Source organism: Streptomyces racemochromogenes (genome assembly GCF_039535215.1).
In the GTDB taxonomy this organism is placed as follows: Bacteria; Actinomycetota; Actinomycetes; order Streptomycetales; family Streptomycetaceae; genus Streptomyces; species Streptomyces racemochromogenes.
In genome coordinates this window covers 334,765-353,469 of the sequence record NZ_BAAAWT010000001.1, presented here as the reverse complement: position 1 = coordinate 353,469, position 18,705 = coordinate 334,765, and the positions used below count along the sequence as shown (strand labels likewise).

Below are 18,705 nucleotides of genomic sequence, written 5' to 3'. Positions count from 1 at the left end.
CCGGGCCCGCACAGTGCGGACCCGGGTACGGCCCCGAAGGAGAATCGATATGGCGTCCGGCACCGTGAAGTGGTTCAACGCGGAAAAGGGCTTCGGCTTCATCGAGCAGGACGGCGGCGGCGCCGACGTGTTCGCCCACTACTCGAACATCGCCACCCAGGGCTACCGCGAGCTCCAGGAGGGCCAGAAGGTGAACTTCGACGTCACCCAGGGCCAGAAGGGCCCGCAGGCCGAGAACATCGTGCCCGCCTGAGGCTCCGGCCGGCTTCCCCGCGCCGCCGGGGTCCGCACCTGTGGGTGCGGACCCCGGCGGCGTGCGTTCCGGGCCGATTCCGGCCCGGGGAGCGGTCCCAGCGGGCAGACTGTCCGACGTGACGACAATGAGCAAAGGCGCCAACCTCCCGGTCGCCGCCCCCTCCGTCAGAGCCGTGCTCGGCTGGTCGCCCGGGCCGGGAGTGCCCGACGTGGACGCCTCCGCGCTGCTGCTGGCCGGCACCGGACGGGTCCGCTCCGACGGGGACTTCGTCTTCTACAACCAGCCGCGCCACGCCTCCGGCGCCGTACGCCACCGCGGCAAGCGGCCCGGCGCGGACACCCTCGACGTCGACCTCGCCGCCCTGGAAGGGGACGTCGAGCGGGTCGTGCTCTGCGCCTCCGCCGACGGCGGCACCTTCGGCCGGGTCCCGGGACTGCACCTGTGCCTCCTCGACGCCGTCTCCGGCGCCGAACTGGCCCGCTTCGACATGGAGGCCGGGCCGGAGACCGCCTTCGTGAGCGGCGAGCTCTACCGGAGGGCCGGGGCCTGGAAGTTCCGGGCCGTCGGCCAGGGGTACGCGAGCGGGCTCGCCGGACTCGCCACCGACTACGGCATCACCGTGGACGACGCCCCGCCGCCCGCGGCCGTCCCCGCGCCGGCCCCGCCGCCGCCCGCCGCTCCGGCTGCCGCCCCCGCTCGGCCGGCTCCCGCGCCCGCACCCGCGCCCGCTGCCGCCCCGCCGGCCGGTGAGGCGGTCGTGCGGCTGGTCAAGGGCGAGGAATGGCTCCCCGAGGACATGCGGGGACGGCTGTCGCTGCGCAAGAAGCAGGTGGCCGTCAGCCTGAGCAAGGCCGGCGCCCAAGGCGTCACGGCCCGCGTGGTCCTCGTCCTCGACGCCTCGGGATCGATGAGCACCCTGTACGCGCGCGGCACCGTCGCGAGCGTGGTGGAGCGGATGGCGGCCGTCGCCGCGCAGCTGGACGACGACGGCGAGATGCAGGCCTGGACCTTCGCCACCAACCCGGCCCGGCTGCCGGACCTCGCCGTCGGCGACCTACCCGAGTGGCTGCGCCTGCACGTGCGCGTCGGCCAGATGAGCCTCTTCGGCCGCAAGAAGCCGCCGAAGGGCCTGGTCCCCGGCCAGGTCGACATGCGGCACGTCGGCTTCCAGAACGAGGAGCAGAAGGTCATCGCCGAGGTGCGGGACTTCGTGCGCTCCCACCCGGTACCGGCCCCGACCCTGGTCCTGTTCTTCTCCGACGGCGGGGTGTACCGCAACGACGAGATCGAGCGGGAGCTGCGGGCGGCCGTGGAGGAGCCGGTGTTCTGGCAGTTCGTCGGACTGGGCCGGGCCGGCTTCGGCGTGCTGGAGCGCTTCGACACCATGCCCGGGCGGCGCGTCGACAACGTCGGCTTCTTCGCCGTCGACGACATCGACAAGGTCTCGGACCAGGACCTGTACGACCGGATCCTGTCGGAGTTCCCCTCCTGGCTGCGGGCGGCCCGGCAGGCGGGCATCCTGCGCTGACCCGTCCCCGGGCGCGGGGAGAGCAGCAACGTTTCCCCGGGTGAAACGCGCGGCCAGTCGGGTGAGCCGGGCCCGCCCGGCCTGTCGCGCGGGGGCCTCCGGCGGCTAGACACCTGGGCGTGATCAAGGAACTCGCCGGCTCCCGGACGCGCCGCCGCCTGCGCCGCCGCGGACGGCCCTCGTCCGCCGCCGTTCCGGCCCGCGCGTCCGGCGTGGTCCGGGTGTTCGCGGTGGCCTGCGCCGCTCTGGCGGGCTGGGCGGTGCTGGCGGGCTGTGCCGGGAAGGCCCCCGCCCCGCGGCCGGGCTCCGGCGCCGACCCCGACGAGCTGATCAAGGTCGCCACGCAGCGCCTCACCGACGCGTGCCTGACCCGCCAGGGGCTCGTACCACCCCGCGCCGGGCCCGTCCGTCCGCGCGACGCCGGCGACCGGCGGGTCAGCGCGGCCCTGTTCGGCGCGGGCCCGGCGGAGCTGTCCCTCGCGCTCCCCACCGGCCACGTCGTACGCGCCCACACCGACGGCTGCCTCGCCGCGGCGCAGCAGCGGCTCTACGGGGACCAGCCCGGCTGGTTCCGCGCCTCGGTGGTCGTCAACAACCTCCGGCCCGAGGCCGACCACACCCACCGCGACCTCGCCGAGGTGCGGGCGCGCCACCGCGCCGAGATCGCCGACTGGGAGCGGCTGCGCGCCCGTGCCGTCACCGAAGCCACGACCGTCCTCACGTCACCACCACCGAAGGGAAACCCGCCCGCATGAAGCGCTTCACCACCCTCCTCGCGACCGTCCTGGTCGCCACCGCCGGGATCCTCGCCACCTCGGCCGCCGCCGAGGCGGCGGACTGCCGCAGCGGCTACTTCTGCGTCTGGACGCACGCCAACTTCGACGGCATGAAGATCGAGCACAGCGGCGACGACTCCTGGTGGGAGGGCGACATGTTCAAGCAGGACTCCTCCTGGGCCAACCACGGCGTGTCCGGCCCGGGCGTGCCCGACCACGTGAAGGTGTACGAGGGCCGCAAGCACCTGGGCCGGGTGACGCTCTGTCTGGCCCCCGGCCAGGAGGTCGGCTACAACGCCGGCGCCAACGACCAGGGCGGCTCCCACACCTGGTCGACGGGCTGCTGACGCATCCCGGATAGGCTCGGCCCCGGCCGCCCGGGTCCGTACCGCCCGCCCGGCGGTACGGACCCGAAGGAAGGAAACACCACCATGCCCGGCCCCGCCGAGATCCGGATCCTGCGCGCCGCCGACCGGCCGGCCGCACCGTGGAAGAACGGCGGCGGCCTCACGCGCGAGATCGCGGCCCGGCCCGAGGGCGCGGGCACCGCCGACTTCGCCTGGCGGGTCAGCCTCGCCGAGGTGGAGGCCGACGGCCCCTTCTCGCACTTCCCCGGCGTCGACCGGATCCTCACCCTGGCCGAGGGGGCGGGCATGGACCTCACGGTCGGCGGCACTCGGCGGCTCGTCGGCGAGCGGTACGCGCCGCAGCACTTCCCGGGGGACCGGGCGACCGACTGCCGGCTGCTGGGCGGCCCCGTCGTGAACTTCAACGTGATGTACCACCGGGACAGGGTCCGGGCCCGCACCGCCGTCGTACGGGGCGAACTCGCCCTCACCGCGCTGCCGGACGAGACCCTGCTCGTCGTGGCCCTCGAGGGCCCGGCGGCGCTCCACCACCCGGGGTTCCAGGAGGCCCGCACCGAGCTCGGCCCCTACGACGCCGTCCTGCTGCGGGAGTTCCCGGCCTGTGCGATCCGTACCGAGGGGCGGGTGGCCGTTGTGGGATTGCACTCCACGGCCCGGGTGGATTGAGTCACCGCCCGACGGATTTCCGTCAATGACCTTGTATGCATGGGTCAAGGGACGGTAAAGCCGGGTACCGTCGCGCATGCTTTCGAACATACGCACTTCGAACATCTCTCCCGAGGTCGCTCCCCCCAACCGTGCTGTGCACAGGGCGGGTTCGACCAGCCGGCGCACCCTGCTGCGCACCGCCGTGGCCGGCACCGCGACCGCCGGATCCGTCCTCGGCCTGGCCTCCGCCTTCCCCGCCTCCGCCGCCCCTCCGGCTCCCGCCACCGGATCCCGTCCCCAGACCCCCGAGCAGGCCCTGCGCGAACTCGCCGCCGGCAACCGCCGCTGGCGCACGTACCGTCAGGAGCACCCCCACGAGTCCCCGTCGACCCGGCTGCGGCTCGCCAAGGGACAGAGCCCCTTCGCCGTCGTCCTCGGCTGCGTGGACTCCCGGGTCCCGCCGGAGCTCGTCTTCGACCAGGGCCTGGGCGACCTGCTGACCGTCCGCTCGGCGGGCGAGGTGCTGGACGAGGCGGTGCTCGGCAGCATCGCCTACGGCGTCCTGGAGCTCAGGATCCCCCTGGTGCTGGTCCTCGGCCACCAGTCCTGCGGGGCCGTCGGCGCGGCCGTCCACGCCGACGAGACCGGCGAACGACTGCCCGCGCACATCCAGTACCTGGCCGATCAGATCAGCCCCGCGATCGACCGGACCCAGCATGGCGACGCCCGCGTCCGCGCCACCATCGACGCCCACGCCCGCCGCACCCGCGACCGGCTGGCCGCCGAACCGGACCTGGCGCGCGCCGTCGCCGCCGGGAAGCTCGCCATCGCGGCGGCCCGCTACGACCTGCACGACCAGCGGGTGAACACCCTCAACTGACGTCCGGCCCCAACCGACGTCCGGCGGGGGAGGAGTGGCAGCTTCCGCCGTGCGCCGGGCAGAATCGAACGGTGATCACGACCGAACCCGGGACAGACCCCTTCGACGAACACCGGCGGCTGCTGTTCGCCACCGCCTACCGCATGCTGGGGACCGTCAGCGACGCCGAGGACATCGTCCAGGACGCCTGGCTGACCTGGAACAAGGCCGACCGCTCGGAGGTCCGCCACCCCAAGGCGTACCTCGTGCGCACGGTCACCAACCTGTCCCTGAACCGGCTCACCTCCGCCCGCGCCACGCGGGAGGAGTACGTCGGCCCCTGGCTGCCGGAGCCCCTGCTCACCGAACCCGACGTGGCACAGGAGCAGGAGCTCGCCGAGAGCGTCTCCACGGCGATGCTGGTCGTCCTGGAGACCCTGGGCCCCGTGGAGCGCGCCGTGTTCGTGCTGCGCGAGGTCTTCGGCTACTCCCACGCCGAGATCGCCGGCTTCCTCGACCGTCCGGAGCCGGCGGTCCGGCAGATCTCCAGCCGGGCCCGCAAGCACGTCGCGGAGCGCCGCCACCGCTACGACTCCGACAGCGCGGAGCGCGAGCAGATCACCCGGCGCTTCCTGAAGGCCTGCGCCGGCGGAGACCTGAACGCCGTCCTGGAGATGCTGGCCCCCGACGTCACCGCCTGGTCCGACGGCGGCGGCAAGGTCACCGCCGCCCGCCGCCCGCTGTACGGCGCGGACCACGTCGGCCGGTTCCTGCAGGGGGTGCTGGCCAAGCCGGCCATGGCCGGGGTCACCGTCGTCCCGGCGGTCATCAACGGCGAGCTCGGCGTCCTCGCCCTGGCCGGGGACGAGCCGATCGGCTCGCTCACCTACGACCTGGAGGGCGGTCTGATGCGCAACATCCGCATCCAGGTCAACCCCGACAAGCTGGCGGGCCTGCGCCGCTGACGGGCCGTCGGTGCGGGGGCCGCCCGCCGGACCGCCACCCGGGGCGGCCCCCCGTGTGACCGGCCCCACACGCAGGAAGCCGCCCCGCCCGTCACATCCGCGGGGCGGCCCGGGTCAGAGGGGTATGACCACGAAGAAGACCGCCCTCGCCGTCCCGCTCGCCGCCGCCCTCCTGGCCGTCGCCGCCACCGCCACCGCCGCCGTCCCCGCCGCTGCCCACACCCCCTGGGACAGCGCCTGGGGCGCCGCCCCGCAGGCCCCCACCCACACCGACTGGTTCCCCAACTGGTCCGAGGAGGGCTTCCGCGACCAGTCGGTGCGCCAGGTGGTCCGGGCCGGCGCCGAGGGCTCCGAACTGCGCGTCCGGCTCACCAACGCGTACGGGAAGACCCCGCTGCGGCTCACCGGCGCGACCGTCGCCCGCAGCGCCGGCGGTGCGGCCGTCCAGGCCGGCTCCGTACGCACGCTGCGCTTCGGCGGCGCGGGAACGGCCACCGTCCCGGCGGGCGGCACGCTCGCGAGCGACCCGGTGGCCCTTCCCGTCAAGGCCTTCGAACAGCTCACCGTCACCCTCTGGTTCCAGGGCCCCACCGGCCCCGCCACCTTCCACAACGTGGCCATGGGCACCTCCTACCGGGCCGACGGCGACCACCTGCGCGACACCGCGGGCGACGCCTTCGCGGCCCCGGGAAACCAGAGCTGGTCCTGGTACCACCTGGCCGGGATCGACGTGAGGGGCGGCGGCCCGGGCGGCGCCCGCCGAGCGGTCGTCACCTTCGGCGACTCCCTCACCGACGGCTTCGGCGCCACCCCCGGCGCCGACCGCCGCTACCCCGACGCCCTCGCGGAACGCCTCGCGGGCCAGGGCCGGCCCCGCCCCGTCCTGAACGCCGGGATCGGGGGCAACAAGGTCCTGAACGACTCGCCCTGTTACGGCGAGAGCGCCCTGCACCGCTTCCGCCGCGACGCGCTCGGCCGGCCGGACACCGGCACGGTGATCGTCCTCCAGGGCACCAACGACATCATCCAGCCCGACGTGCCGCAGGACCGCTGCACGGCCGGCCCCCGGGCCACCGCGCAGGAGATCATCGCCGGTCACCGGCAGCTGATCCGCGAGGCCCACCAGCGCGGGGTCCGGATCCTCGGCGGCACCCTCCCGCCCTACGGCGGAGCCCCGTACTGGAACCCGGCCGCCGAAGCCGTCCGGAACGAGGTCAACACGTGGATCCGCACCAGCGGGTCCTACGACGCGGTCGTGGACTTCGACCGGGCCGTCGCCGATCCGGAACACCCGCAGGAGCTGAAAGCGGAACTCGCCTTCGCCGACCGCCTCCACCTCAACGACGCGGGCTACCGGACGATGGCCGAGGCGGTGGACCTCAACTCCCTCTGACCGGCCCCAGGTCCACGGACGCCCGCGGCGCGCGACCGGTACCCGAGTCCGGCCCGAGCCGGACACCAATCGCGCGCTACCGGGTCTGACTACCTTGCAAAGACCCACCGCACGTCCAGTACCAAAGGGGCAGGCACGTGAACCACGCGCGCACCCGCCGCATCGCGGCATCATTCGAGGACCTCGTCGGCGGCACACCGCTGTTCCGGCTCCAGCTCGACGGCCTGCCCGAAACGGCCCAGGTCCTCGCCAAACTGGAAGCGGCCAACCCGCTGTCCAGCGTCAAGGACCGGGCCGCCCTCTTCATGATGAGAGCCGCCGAGGAGTCCGGTGCCCTCCAGCCGGGCGCCACCGTCATCGAGTCCACCTCGGGCAACACCGGCATCGCCCTCGCGGCCCTCGCCGCCGCCCGCGGCTACCGCTGCCTGATCGTGCTCCCCTCCAACGCCTCCCGCGAACGCGTGCTGACGCTGCGCATGCTGGGGGCGGAGGTGGAGTTCACCGACCACACCCTCGGCTTCCCCGCCTGCGTCGAGCGCGCCGAGCAGCTGCACGCCGGCATGCCGGGCTCCTGGTACGCGCGCCAGCACCAGAACCCCGACAACGTCCGCGCCCACTACGAGACCACCGGCCCCGAGATCTGGTACGACACCGACGGCCGCGTCGACTACCTGGTCTGCGGGATCGGCACCGGAGGCACCCTGTCCGGCACCGCCCGCTACCTGCGCGAGCGCAACCCGGACCTGAAGGTGGTCGCCGTCGAGCCCGCCGGTTCGGCGCTGCTCTCCGGCGGACAGCCCGGACCGCACGCCATCCCCGGCCTCATCGGAGGCTTCCTCGCCCCCGTCACCGACATCCACCTCATCGACGAGGTGATCACCGTCCAGGACGCCGACGCGGCCGCCACCACGCGCGCCATCGCCGCCCGCTCCGGTCTCCTCGTCGGGATCTCCGCGGGCGCCGCCGCGTACGGCTGCCTCGAACTCGCCCGCCGCCACGACCTGTCGGACGCGGTCGTCGCGACCGTCTTCCCCGACAGCGGCGAGCGCTACCTCAGCTGGTGGCCGCAGGAGGACACCGCCGGCCGGGGGTGACCCCGCCCCCGCCCCGTCCCACCCCCCGTTCCCACCCGAGTACGAGCCAGAAGAATTCCCTGCGGCCGCAGGGGGAGAAGAGAGCTGATGAACCCCGAGCGCACCCTGCTGCTGGTCGGTGCGACCGACGAGACCGTACGAAAGGCCCACGACCTGGGACTGAGCGTGCTGCTGCTCCAGCACCCCACCAAGGTCAGCGAGGAGCAGAACCGGCTCGCCGCGGCCGTCGAGGTCGTGGACTTCACGGAGTGGGAGCAGATCGAACCCCTCGTCCGGGCCTGGCACGAGAGCCCCGGCTTCGCCGCGGCCGTCTCCCTGACCGAGCCGGGGCTGGAGAACGCGGGCCGGATCAACGACCTGTACGGGCTCGGGGGGACCGGCTACGAGGTCACCGCCCGCATCCGGGACAAGGCCGCCATGCGGCGCTACGTCGCCGAGCACGACCCCGAACACGCGGTGGGCGCCCGGTCCCTGAAGACCCGTGAGGACCTGGACGCCTTCGGGGCCGACTACGGCTTCCCCTTCATCGTCAAGCCCGTCGACGCCACCGCCAGCATCGGCGTCATGCGCGTCGAGGGGCCCGGGGACGCCGACCGGGTGTGGGCCGAGGTCAGCCGGCTCTCCGGCACCCGCACCGACCGGGTCTCCTCGCTGTTCGTCCTGAAGGACTTCCTGATGGAGGAGTTCCTCGACGGACCCGAGTTCAGCGTCGAGTCCTTCAGCTTCGGCGGCCGCCACGTCATCGTCACCGTCACCGAGAAGTTCACCTCCGACGGCCACTTCGCCGAGCTCGGCCACGCCGTCCCCGCCCGGCTGTCCGACGCCGACGAAGAGGCGATACGCGAGGGCATACGCGGCTTCCTCGACGTGATGGGCCTGCGCGACGGCGTCTGCCACACCGAGGTCCGCCTCACCGCCAAGGGCCCGCGCGTCATCGAGGGCCACAACCGGATCGGCGGCGACTCCATCCCCGAACTGGTGCGCAGCGCCTTCGGCGTCGACCTGGTCACCCTCGCCGTCGGCGCCCCCTTCGGCCTGGTCGAGGAGCTCCCCGACCGGCCCCGGGCGCACGGCGGCGCCAGCGTCCGCGCGCTGATCGGCACCCCCGGCACCCGGGTCGAGTCCATCGCCGGGATCGAGGAGGCGCGCGCCGCGGAGGGCGTCATCTCCGTCACCCCCAGCGCCAAGCCCGGCGACGAGGTGCGCGTCCTGCAGGACAACTGGGACCGCCTCGGCCTGATCGCCGTCGCCGCCGAGGACACCTCCGCGGCCATCCGCCGCGGCGCCGAGGTGATCCGCGAGCACATCCGCATCACCCTCACCGGACCGGACGGCGAGACCGTCCTCGCGCAGCCGTCCGAGATCGCCCCGCGCGAGAACCTGCTGATCCTGCACCGCAACCCGCTGGAGCCGTTCCCGTACCGCTCCTGGCTGCCCGGCCACACCGGCGACATCGTCGTCCTCGCCGCCCGCGACAAGATCGAGCTCGCGGGCGAGAAGGTGCCGGACGGCGACCTCGGCTACACCCGCCTGGAGATCTTCGACGACTTCGACGCGGAGGAGGTCGACGCCCGCGCGGCCGCGCTCATCGCCGAGCACGGCATCACCGGCGTGACCGCCCTGCACGAGGCCGACATGCTGCGCGCCGCCCGGCTGCGCGAGCGCTTCGGACTGCGCGGTGCCTGGCACGACGACGTGGTGCCGTTCCGCGACAAGGCGCTGATGAAGACCCGCGCGCAGGCGTCCGGCATCGACGTCGCGGCCTGGGTGCAGGCCCGCACCGCCGGCCAGGCGCGCGAGTTCGCCGCGGCCGAGGGCTTCCCCGTCGTCTTCAAGGAGCGCAGCGGATTCAACGCGATCGGCCTGCGCATCCTGCACGACGAGGCCTCCTTCGAGGAGTGCCTGACGGAGGTGTACGCCGGCGGCGAGCGCGACGACGTCCTGCTGGAGGACTTCGTCCCCGGCCGCATGTGCCACGTCGACGGCGTGGTGCGCGACGGCCGGGTCGCGATGGCCTGGCCCTCGCAGTACCAGTACGACCTCTCCTCCTTCGCCGCCGACCCGGGCCCGCGCATCGACCTCACCCTCGACGAGGACGACCCGGTCACCGCGCGCCTGCTCGACCTCGCCGAGCGGGTCCTGGCCTCGCTGGCCCCCGAGGGCTCCCGGCTGCGCGACCACGCCTTCCACATGGAGGTCTTCCACACCCCGGACGACCGCCTCGTCCTGTGCGAGATCGCCTGCCGCCCCGGCGGCGCCAAGATCCGCGAGGTGTTCCACAGCCTGTTCGGCGTCCACCTCGGCGGGTACGCCGTCCGCGCCGACGCGGGCCACGAGCTCCAGCCCGAGGTGCGCCGGGGCGACGACCCGGCCGGGCTGCCCAGGCCGCGCCACATGGCGGGGCAGCTGCTCATGATGAAGCGGCCCGGGCTGGTGCGCGAGCTGCCCGGGGTCCCCGGCCACGACTGGCTCGACGGGTTCTGGCTCTACGCCGAGGAGGGCCAGGTCATCGCCCCGGCCTCCGGCTCCTCCGACTTCCTCGCGGCCGCGGTGGGCACCGGCCCGACCCGCGCGGAGGTCGAGCGCAGGCTGCGCGAGCTCGGCGAGTGGGTGCGCGAACACAGTGTGATCGGCGACGCGTCATGAAGGGGGCCCGCCTGTCCGCGAAGACGCGGTACATGCTGGGGATGGTCGTCGACGCCACCGGCGCCGGCATGTACCTGCCCCTGTCGCTGCTCTACTTCCACCACGTGACGGGGCTGCCGCTCACCCAGGTGGGCACCCTGATGACGGCCGCCGCCGTGATCGGCCTGGTCAGCAACCCGGCGGCCGGCGTCCTCATCGACCGGTTCGGGGCCAAGGCCGTCGTCACCGGCGGGTACCTGCTGCGGGCCGCGGGCTTCTGCACGTACCCGCTGGTGGACAACGGCTACACGATGTTCGCCGTGCTCCTGCTGGTCGCGCTGGGCGACATCTCGTACCCGCCCGCGATCCAGTCGTTCATCGCCGAGTTCGTCCAGGGCACGGAGCGGGACAAGCTGCTCGCCGCGCAGCGCAGCCTGCGCAACGCCGGTCTGGGCGTGGGCGGTCTGGTGGCCGGCGGGGTCCTGGCCCTGGGCAGCGACGCGTTCTACTACGTGATCGTGATCGGCACCGCCGCCGGGTACCTGCTGGCGGCCGCCTGCTTCGGCTCGATCCCGATCGCGAAGTCGGCCGCCCCGGCCGCCCGCACCTCCCGCAAGGGCGGCTACCGGCTGGTGGCCCGCAACCGGCCGTTCCTCGCCCTGACCCTGCTCAACGTGCCGACGGCGTTCGGCTACACGGTGCTCGCCATCGGCATCCCCGCCTACGTCACCCAGGACCTGGGCGCGTCCACCTCGCTCGTGGGCGTCCTGTACGCCGTCAACACGGTCGGGATCGCGCTGCTCCAGATCCCGGTCACCCGGGCGCTCGTCGCCTACCGCCGCACGCGAGCGGTGGCCCTGGGCGCGGCCGTGTTCGCCTCGTCGTTCCTGGTGTTCGCCGTGCTCGCCGCGGTGGGCGACAAGACCGCCATCCTGATCGGCATCTTCGCCGCGACGGCCCTGTTCACGGCCGGCGAGCTGATGCACGGGGCGACGGCGTCGGCCCTGTGCGCGCAGGCCGCGCCAGAGGAGACGCGGGGCCGCCACCTCGCCGTGTACCAGCTCTCCTGGGCGGTGCCCAGCGCCCTGGCCCCGGCCGTCCTGACCGCCCTGCTCACCCTGTCGCCGCTGGCGATGTGGCTGGTCCTCGCGGCGGGCGCGACGGTCTCGGCCCTGGGCGTCCTGCGCCTGGAGCCGAGGCTGCCGCAGGAGGCGGTCCACCCGCGGCCGCGTCCGGTGCCGGAGGGCAGGGGCCTGCCCGCCGAGCCCGCGGCGGCCTGACCGCCCGGGGCGCGCCGCCCCCGTACGGAGCCCCCCGCCCGGACCGCGTCACCGCGGCCCGGGCGGGGGGCTCGTGCGCGGCCGGGGGACTCAGGAGGGGGTGCCCACCGGCATCGTCCCCATCGGCACGGTGCCCCTGGGGGCCGGGGTGCCCGAGGGCTCCGGGTGCGCGGACGGCCCCGGGGTGGCGGCGCCGGTGCCGGCGGGGCTGGGCGTCGCCGCGCCGGCGGGGGCGCCCGTCAGGACCTCCACCTCGCCGGTGTCGAGGGAGTAGTAGCCGCCGACGACCACGAGCGACCCCTTCCTGACCAGGGGCGCCAGATCCGCGTTGGCGCGCAGGTCGTCGGCGGTCAGCTTGATCTGGGCGCGGATCATCCGGTCGACCGGGTCGCCGGTGCCGCCCTCCTTCGCCACCTGGAGGTACGCGGGCTTCAGGGCCTGCTGGACCGCCCGGAGGTTGCCCGGCAGGTCCTTCCCGTCGCGCAGGGCCTTGTACGCGGCCTCGATGGCGCCGCAGCGCTGGTGCCCGAGCACGAACACCAGCGGGGTGCCGCCGGTCACCGGCCCGTACTCGACGGAGCCGGTCACCACCGGGCCGACCGCCTGACCGCCGGTGCGCAGTACGTACAGGTCGCCGAGCCCGGTGTCGAACACCAGCTCGGGCGCCACCCGGGAGTCGATGCAGGAGAGCACCACCCCGAACGGCTCCTGGCTGTGCGCGACCAGCTCACGCCGCGTGGGGTCGCGGTCGGGGTGCTGGAGCGAGCCCTCCACCCAGCGCCTGTTGCCCTCCATCAGCCGGGCGAAGGCCGCGTCCGGCGTGGCCGGCGTGGCCGGCGTCGCGTTCGGCGCGGCGGCCTCGGGCCGTGCCGCCGTACCCGCGACCCGCGGGGTGCCGGCGGCCGTGCACGCCGAGAGCGCGCCCACCAGGGCGGCGAGGCCGCCCGCGAGCAGCGCCCTGCGGCGCGGTGGTCCTGTGCTGTCCATCGCACGTTCCTCCGATTCGTCGTGACCCTGGCGACTATCGGACGGAGGGCGGCCGGCAGCGGCGCAGGCGCGAGCGGCGGGAGCCCGCGTTCCCGCCGTCGGCGCACAGCGTCAGGGGTCAGGAATCGGGCAGCCGGCGCGCCGCGGTGGGGTGGGCGAGGGCCTGCTGGCCGCCGGAGGCGAGCATGCGCACCTCGTCCCGGTCGCTGATCTCCGCGCGGACGATGCCGGAGGCGTCGGCGTAGACCGGGTGGCCGCCCGGGCCGGACAGCTCCGTGCGCTCCACGACCACGGTGTCCAGGCCCGTCCCGTCGGCGCCGGGAAAGGTCAGCTCGTACCGTCGGACGCTCATGAGTCCATCGTGGGCGGTACCCCGCCGGACCGCCCTTCGGCTTTACCCCGGCTTTGCGAATGCCCCCGGCCCCGCGGAAGCTGCCCCAGGCAGGCCAGGGCCGCCGACGACAGGGCCTCCACCCCGGCCGGGAGGGCCGTGCGGACGTCCGGGGCGAAGTCCGGGGCGTGGTTGGCGGGGAGGCCCGCAAGCTTCGCCGCCGCGCCCTCCCCGGGCGCCGCCGCCCACGCGGCCGGCCCGATCACCCCCAGCATCCAGTACGCCAGCCGCACCCCCCGCGCCCCGTGCAGGGACCGCCCCGCGTCGCCGAACAGCCCGAAGTCCTCCGTGGCCAGCGACGGCGGCCACATCGCCACCCGCTCCGCCCCCAGCCGCGCCGTGTGCGCCGCCCGCACCGCGGCCGTGGTGGCCGGATCGGGGTGCGTGACGGGCGAGGAGCCCTCGCGGACGATCTCCGGCTCCCGGGGACAGCCCGACGCGGCGCACTCGGCGCGCACGATCCGCTCGACCGCCTCCGCCGCCCGGGCGAGCGCCGCCTCCCCGGCCGCCCGTACGGTGATGCCCAGCTCCGCCCGGTCGGGGACCACGTTGGGCCGCTCGCCGGCCCGCAGCGAGCCCACCGTCACCGCCACTTGCTCCGACGGCGCGGCCTCCCGGGCCACCACCGTCTGCAGCCGCGTCACCACGTGCGCCGCCGTCACCACCGGGTCCACCGTCAGGTGCGGGGCGCCCGCGTGCCCGCCGCGCCCGTGCACCACGACCCGGAAGGTCACGCTGCCGGCGGTCATCGGCCCGTACCCGTGGGCGACCATCCCGGCGGGCAGCGGGGCGGCGTGCTGCGCGAGCACCACGTCCGGGCGGCCCACCCGCTCGTACAGCCCGTCGGCGAGCATCGCCCGCGCCCCCTCCAGGGTCTCCTCCGCCGGCTGTCCCACCACCACCAGCGTGCCCCGCCAGGCCCCGTCGGAGGCCCCCGCGAGCAGCGAGGCGGTGCCGGCGGCCGCCGCCAGGTGCAGGTCGTGCCCGCAGGCGTGCGCCGCCGGGCCCTCGCTCGCGTACGGCAGCCCCGTGGTCTCCCGCACCGGCAGCGCGTCCAGCTCGGCGCGCAGCACCACCGTCGGCCCCTCGCCCCGGCGCAGCACCCCGGCCACCCCGTGCCCGCCGATCCCGCGCGCCGTCGCGTACCCCGCGGACTCCAGCCAGTCCGCGAACCGGGCGGCCGTGCGCTCCTCCCGGCCCGACAGCTCGGGATGCCGGTGCAGGTCCAGATACAGCGTCGTCAACGGCCGCAGCAGCGGCCGGAGTCCGGGGAGCGCGGGCGCGGATGCGGTCATGCCGACCATGCTCGGCCACCGGCCCCGGGCGGGACTGTCAAGGCGCTGACACTTCCTGTCAGGGGAGTGTCAGGAGATGAACAGGTGACGTGAAGGCGGCACGGGTTCTCCTGGAAGGGCCCCAAGGGAAACCAACCGAAGGAGAGTCCCATGGAGAAGTCGCCGCTCGCCTCGCTCGCCGACGAGATCCTGGAGCTGGAGTCGGAGACCTTCGAGATCTCGGACTACTCGGACGCCAGCGAGGTCGTGCTCGCCGGCTCCACGAGCTGCAGCTCCACCTCGACCTGTTCCTCCACCACCAGCACCACCTCCTGCAGCGCCTGACACCCCCGGCGCCGCACCCGCAGACACCGGATGCCCCGGACCCCGCAGGAAGGGGTCCGGGGCATCCGGCGTGGCACGCGAGCGGCGGCGCGAAGGGCCCCGGGGCGGTCCCCGGGGCCCCGCACGGTCAGGGGAACGGGTGCGGCACCAGACGGACCTCCGCGTCCGTCAGCGGGGCGTCGCGCAGCCCCGCCCGCATCGCGGCCGTCCGCAGCCGCGGCATGTACGGGGCCCGCTGGCGCGACCAGCCGAAGTCGATCGGCAGCAGCCCCGGCACCACGGCGCACACCGTGCTCAGCCCCATCCGGCGCTGCTCCGGCGTGGTCTGGTCGACGACGACCACGTCGTGCCCGGCGTCCGTCAACTCCCGTACGCACAGCAGCAGGTCGTCCCGCAGGTCGCCGGTCCGCGGCCGCCCGCCGGACTCCCAGCCCGCGTACAGCTCCGCCATCGAGCGCACGCCGAGCGGCTCCCGGTAGCCGCGCACGTGCGGGGCCATCGCCGGCAGCCCGTACAGCTGGGCGTGGTCCTTCAGGTGCAGCACCTTGCGGAAGTCCCGGCTCATCGCCTCCAGTTCGCCGCGCCGCTCGGCCACCTGCCGGGGCAGGTGCGGGATGTAGGTGAGCACCTCCGACAGCGCCGCCTCCACCGCCGACGCCGGATCCAGCGCCGCGCCCGCGCCGAACGAGTACAGCCCCGGCCCGCCGTCCCGGCGCACGGCCAGCCCCGTCACCACCGGCACCGCCAGGTCGATCCGGTTGTCGAAGGCGTGCACGTCGTACCCCTGCAACGCCGCCCGGTCCACCATCATCCGCACCGCCGGACCCGGTACCGAGTCCAGGTCGATCTCCGTCAGCCGCTGCCCCCCGTACCAGGCGAGCAGGAACGCGTCCCGCTCGATCAGCTCGAGCAGCGCCCCGAGCAGTGCCTCCTCCGGGCAGCCGCCGATGGCGCAGCCGTTGGAGCACTCGAAGACGAAGTTGTCGGCGGCCAGGCCCGCGCTGTAGTACGCCAGCCGGGCCGGCACCAGCACCGGCCGGTCGTCGCGCAGCGAGTGCCCGTACACCCAGGGGATGGGCCGCTCCGGGTCGAAGGGCGACACCAGCGGGTCGTCCCGGTAGGTCTCCGGCGGATAGAACCCGCACTCCGCCGGGTCCAGGGCCCGGTCGCCCAGCTCCGCGTACGAGGCGGTGAGCGCCTCCGTGCCGGTGCGCCGGTGGGTGCCCGCGTACCGCTCCAGCCCCTCCAGGAACGCCAGGTCCCGGCTGGCGGAGAAGCTGTTGGCCTGCCCGCTCCAGGTGACGTCCGTCAGCCCCGCGTAGCCGCGCATGAAGACGCTGCCCGCGACTGGGGCGGTGGTCGGCGAGGTCACGTTGATCCACGTGCCCCCGCCCAGCACCCCGGTCACCGGATTGGCCAGCGCCTCCCGCGGCACCGGGTACGAGGACGCCTTCCGCAGCCGCTGCGCGTCCGGGTCCGGCTTGGGCCGGGACGCGGGAGTGAAGGGAGCCGGCGCGGCGGCGGCGCGCGGCCCGCAGTCGGGGCACAGCGGGTCGGCGGCCAGCGGGTACGTGCGCACCTGGAGGGTCTCCAGGTCCAGCCGGGACACCTGGGGCAGCGCCCGGTCGGCAGCCACCGCGCCCGGGGCCCGCGCCTCGCCGCCCGCCACGGCGGCGTGCAGCGCCACGACCGCGTCCCGTACGTACGGCGACAGCCGCGGCCACCGGGCCGAGACGGGGGTGCGCGGCCCGGTCCCGGTCTCCAGCGCGTCCCGTTCGCTCCTGCTGCGCAGCCGCTGCCAGCGCATCGCCAGGCACTGCCCGCAGGCGGGGGCGGTGCCGTCCCCGCCCCAGGGCCCCACCAGCACCGCCTGCGCGCCCAGGTGGACGGTGGCGGCCGGGCGGACCCCGGCGAACGGGTCGCCGGTACGCGGCCCGAGGGCGTCGTGCACCCCGAGCGTGACCACGTACGGCGCCGCCGCGCCCGGGGCGGCGGCAGAGGCCAGGGCCCGCTCCAGCCGGCGGCGGGCCTCCTCCAGCGCGGTGCCGTCGGGGGCCGCGGCCGCCCGTACGGTCTCCGTCGCGGTGCCGGTCATGACTGGTCGCTCCAGCGGAAGGTCTTCAGCCCGATCGCGCCGAACAGGAGGGCGAAGCCGGCCAGCGCCGCGCAGCCGATCCCGATCGAGGCGAGGGAGCCGGTGCCGGTGAGGGCCCCGGAGGCGGCGTCGTTGAGGTAGCGCAGCGGCAGCACCCGCGAGACCGTGCGCAGCCAGGACGGCATCATGTCGAGCGGCAGGAAGGAGCCCGACAGGAACGCCATCGGCACCATCATGCAGTTGGCGATGGCGGCGACGGCCTCGGGAGTCCGCGCGTAGTTGCCGACGATCACCCCGATGGCCATGAAGGCGGTGATGCCGAGGACCAGCGCGGGCAGCACCAGCGGCCACCGCCCGTCCAGTTCCAGCCCGAAGCCGGGCAGCATGGCGACCGCGACGAACACCGCGGCCTGCACCACGCCGACCACCAGCGCCAGTACGTAGCGGGAGGCCAGCACCGTCGTCAGCGGCGTCGGGCTGAGCCGGATCAGCCGCAGCAGGTCGTCGCGGCGCCACTGCATCAGCGTGAACGCGATTCCGAACACGGCGGCGTTGGCGACGCCCCAGGACATCACGCCGGGCGCGATGTACGAGATGTACGGGCGGCCGCTCTGCTCCACGTCCTGCCCGCTGAAGATCAGGCCGAAGACGACGAGGAACAGCAGCGGGAAGGCGAAGGTGAAGAACAGGGTGGCCTTGTCCCGGACCTGGGCCCGGTAGCCGGCTGCGGTCAGTGCCGTGTAGGCGCTCATGCGCGGGACTCCAGGGTGTGTGCGGGCGTGCCCTCGGCGGGGGAGCCCTCGGCGGGGGAGCCGCCTGCGGCGGGGGAGGAGCCGCCGGCCGCGGCGTTGCCGGTCAGCTCCAGGTAGACGTCCTCCAGGGTGGCCGTACGGGTGATCACCCCGTCGAGCCCGGTGAGCGCGTCGACGGCCTGGAGCACCTTGCCGGGGACCGACGTCTCCAGCACCAGCGAGCCGCCCTGCTCGCCGACCCGGTCCACGCCGTCCAGCACGGCGGCATCGGCCGGTGTGATCCGTCCCTCGGGGACCAGCAGCCGGGTCCGGGCCCCGGCGGAGGTGATCAGCCGGTGCGGGGAGTCCAGCGCGGCGATCCGGCCGCCGACGAGGATGGCCACCCGGTCGCACAGGGCCTCCGCCTCGTCGAGGTGGTGGGTGGTGTAGACGATGGTGCGGCCCTCGCCCTTCAGGGCGCGCAGCACCTGCCACAGGTCCCGGCGGGCCTGCGGGTCCAGCGCGGCGGTCGGCTCGTCGAGGAAGATCAGCTCGGGGTCGTGGACCAGCGCGGAGGCGATGGCGAGCCGCTGCCGCTGGCCCCCGGACAGGTTCTCCACGAGCACGTCGCGCTGCTCGGTCAGCCCGACCAGCGCCAGCGAGCGGTCCGCGGCGGCCGCGTCCTTGCGGTACAGCCCGGCGACGGTGACGAGGTGCTCGCGCGCGGTCTGCCGGACGAAGAACGCCGAGGCCTGGGTCTGGACGCCGATCCGGGGCAGCAGCGCCGTGTTGCGCGGCCAGGGGGCGTGCCCGAGGACCTCGACGGTGCCCGAGTCGGCCTGGCGCAGGCCCTCGACGATCTCGATGAAGGTGGTCTTGCCCGCCCCGTTGGGGCCGAGGAGTCCGAAGAACTCGCCGCGGCGCACGTCGAGGGAGAGCCCGTCCACGGCCTGGCGGTCCCCGTAGCGCTTGCGGACCTCCCGGACGGCGACGGCGACGGGCGCGTCGGGCGGCGGAGTGCGGTCAGTTGTCATGGGCGTGCGGTTCCCTCGGTGTCGGAATCGGATGGGGGACGGAGATGGGGCCGGGG

General features: G+C 74.7%; 18 protein-coding genes. 12 read left to right on the top strand and 6 right to left on the bottom strand.

What is annotated here, in order from left to right:
* Positions 1–49: 49 nt before the first annotated feature.
* From ABD973_RS01720 to ABD973_RS01670, 11 genes are all read left to right on the top strand, one after another.
* Complete coding sequence (locus tag ABD973_RS01720) at positions 50–253, top strand: cold-shock protein (protein WP_007268031.1); 204 nt, start codon at positions 50–52, stop codon at positions 251–253.
* Positions 254–380: 127 nt separating this feature from the next.
* Positions 381–1,784: a VWA domain-containing protein gene (locus ABD973_RS01715; RefSeq protein WP_345504421.1), complete on the top strand. Its 1,404-nt coding sequence runs from the start codon at positions 381–383 to the stop codon at positions 1,782–1,784.
* Positions 1,785–1,903: 119 nt separating this feature from the next.
* Positions 1,904–2,539 carry a hypothetical protein gene (locus ABD973_RS01710; protein WP_345497901.1) on the top strand — a complete coding sequence of 212 codons (636 nt, stop codon included), beginning with the start codon at positions 1,904–1,906 and terminating at the stop codon, positions 2,537–2,539.
* Positions 2,536–2,907, top strand: a complete 372-nt coding sequence (locus tag ABD973_RS01705) for a peptidase inhibitor family I36 protein (RefSeq protein ID WP_125823531.1) — start codon at positions 2,536–2,538, stop codon at positions 2,905–2,907. The genes ABD973_RS01710 and ABD973_RS01705 overlap by 4 nt, the downstream gene beginning before the upstream one ends.
* A gap of 84 nt (positions 2,908–2,991) precedes the next feature.
* Positions 2,992–3,594 (top strand): HutD/Ves family protein, encoded by a 603-nt coding sequence (locus ABD973_RS01700; protein WP_125823532.1) that lies wholly within the window; start codon positions 2,992–2,994, stop codon positions 3,592–3,594.
* A gap of 76 nt (positions 3,595–3,670) precedes the next feature.
* Positions 3,671–4,456, top strand: a complete 786-nt coding sequence (locus ABD973_RS01695) for a carbonic anhydrase (RefSeq protein ID WP_125823533.1) — start codon at positions 3,671–3,673, stop codon at positions 4,454–4,456.
* 71 nt (positions 4,457–4,527) lie between these two features.
* The gene (locus tag ABD973_RS01690; protein WP_125823534.1) at positions 4,528–5,400 is read left to right on the top strand and encodes an RNA polymerase sigma-70 factor; all 873 of its coding nucleotides are present in this window, start codon (positions 4,528–4,530) and stop codon (positions 5,398–5,400) included.
* Between the two features lie 124 nt (positions 5,401–5,524).
* Positions 5,525–6,793 carry an SGNH/GDSL hydrolase family protein gene (locus tag ABD973_RS01685; RefSeq protein ID WP_345497896.1) on the top strand — a complete coding sequence of 423 codons (1,269 nt, stop codon included), beginning with the start codon at positions 5,525–5,527 and terminating at the stop codon, positions 6,791–6,793.
* Between the two features lie 137 nt (positions 6,794–6,930).
* Positions 6,931–7,887, top strand: a complete 957-nt coding sequence (locus tag ABD973_RS01680) for a PLP-dependent cysteine synthase family protein (protein ID WP_125823536.1) — start codon at positions 6,931–6,933, stop codon at positions 7,885–7,887.
* An 87-nt stretch (positions 7,888–7,974) separates the two neighbouring features.
* Positions 7,975–10,533 (top strand): ATP-grasp domain-containing protein, encoded by a 2,559-nt coding sequence (locus ABD973_RS01675; protein WP_241253476.1) that lies wholly within the window; start codon positions 7,975–7,977, stop codon positions 10,531–10,533.
* On the top strand, positions 10,530–11,792 hold the full coding sequence (locus tag ABD973_RS01670; RefSeq protein WP_125823537.1) for an MFS transporter: 1,263 nt from the start codon (positions 10,530–10,532) through the stop codon (positions 11,790–11,792). The genes ABD973_RS01675 and ABD973_RS01670 overlap by 4 nt, the downstream gene beginning before the upstream one ends.
* A gap of 90 nt (positions 11,793–11,882) precedes the next feature.
* Here the strand turns inward: ABD973_RS01670 and ABD973_RS01665 are convergent, their stop codons facing one another.
* The 3 genes from ABD973_RS01665 to ABD973_RS01655 form a co-directional block, all read right to left on the bottom strand.
* Positions 11,883–12,779 (bottom strand): carbonic anhydrase, encoded by an 897-nt coding sequence (locus ABD973_RS01665; protein ID WP_345497893.1) that lies wholly within the window; start codon positions 12,777–12,779, stop codon positions 11,883–11,885.
* 118 nt (positions 12,780–12,897) lie between these two features.
* Entirely contained in the window at positions 12,898–13,131 is a 234-nt protein-coding gene (locus tag ABD973_RS01660; protein WP_125823538.1) for a DUF6296 family protein, read from the bottom strand.
* Positions 13,128–14,465 carry an amidohydrolase gene (locus tag ABD973_RS01655; protein ID WP_125823539.1) on the bottom strand — a complete coding sequence of 446 codons (1,338 nt, stop codon included), beginning with the start codon at positions 14,463–14,465 and terminating at the stop codon, positions 13,128–13,130. Before ABD973_RS01655 ends, ABD973_RS01660 begins: the two co-directional genes overlap by 4 nt.
* A gap of 150 nt (positions 14,466–14,615) precedes the next feature.
* Here ABD973_RS01655 and ABD973_RS01650 point away from each other — a divergent pair, with 150 nt between their 5' ends.
* Positions 14,616–14,789, top strand: coding sequence for a thiazolylpeptide-type bacteriocin (locus ABD973_RS01650; protein WP_007268044.1), 174 nt, complete (start codon positions 14,616–14,618; stop codon positions 14,787–14,789).
* Between the two features lie 127 nt (positions 14,790–14,916).
* Here ABD973_RS01650 and ABD973_RS01645 read toward each other — a convergent pair whose 3' ends face one another.
* The 3 genes from ABD973_RS01645 to ABD973_RS01635 are packed head-to-tail and all read right to left on the bottom strand — an operon-like array spanning position 14,917 to position 18,649.
* Entirely contained in the window at positions 14,917–16,884 is a 1,968-nt protein-coding gene (locus tag ABD973_RS01645; protein WP_345497889.1) for a TOMM precursor leader peptide-binding protein, read from the bottom strand.
* On the bottom strand, positions 16,881–17,636 hold the full coding sequence (locus tag ABD973_RS01640) for an ABC transporter permease (protein ID WP_125595287.1): 756 nt from the start codon (positions 17,634–17,636) through the stop codon (positions 16,881–16,883). The genes ABD973_RS01645 and ABD973_RS01640 overlap by 4 nt, the downstream gene beginning before the upstream one ends.
* Positions 17,633–18,649 (bottom strand): ABC transporter ATP-binding protein, encoded by a 1,017-nt coding sequence (locus tag ABD973_RS01635; protein ID WP_241253477.1) that lies wholly within the window; start codon positions 18,647–18,649, stop codon positions 17,633–17,635. The genes ABD973_RS01640 and ABD973_RS01635 overlap by 4 nt, the downstream gene beginning before the upstream one ends.
* Between the last annotated feature and the right edge of the window lie 56 nt (positions 18,650–18,705).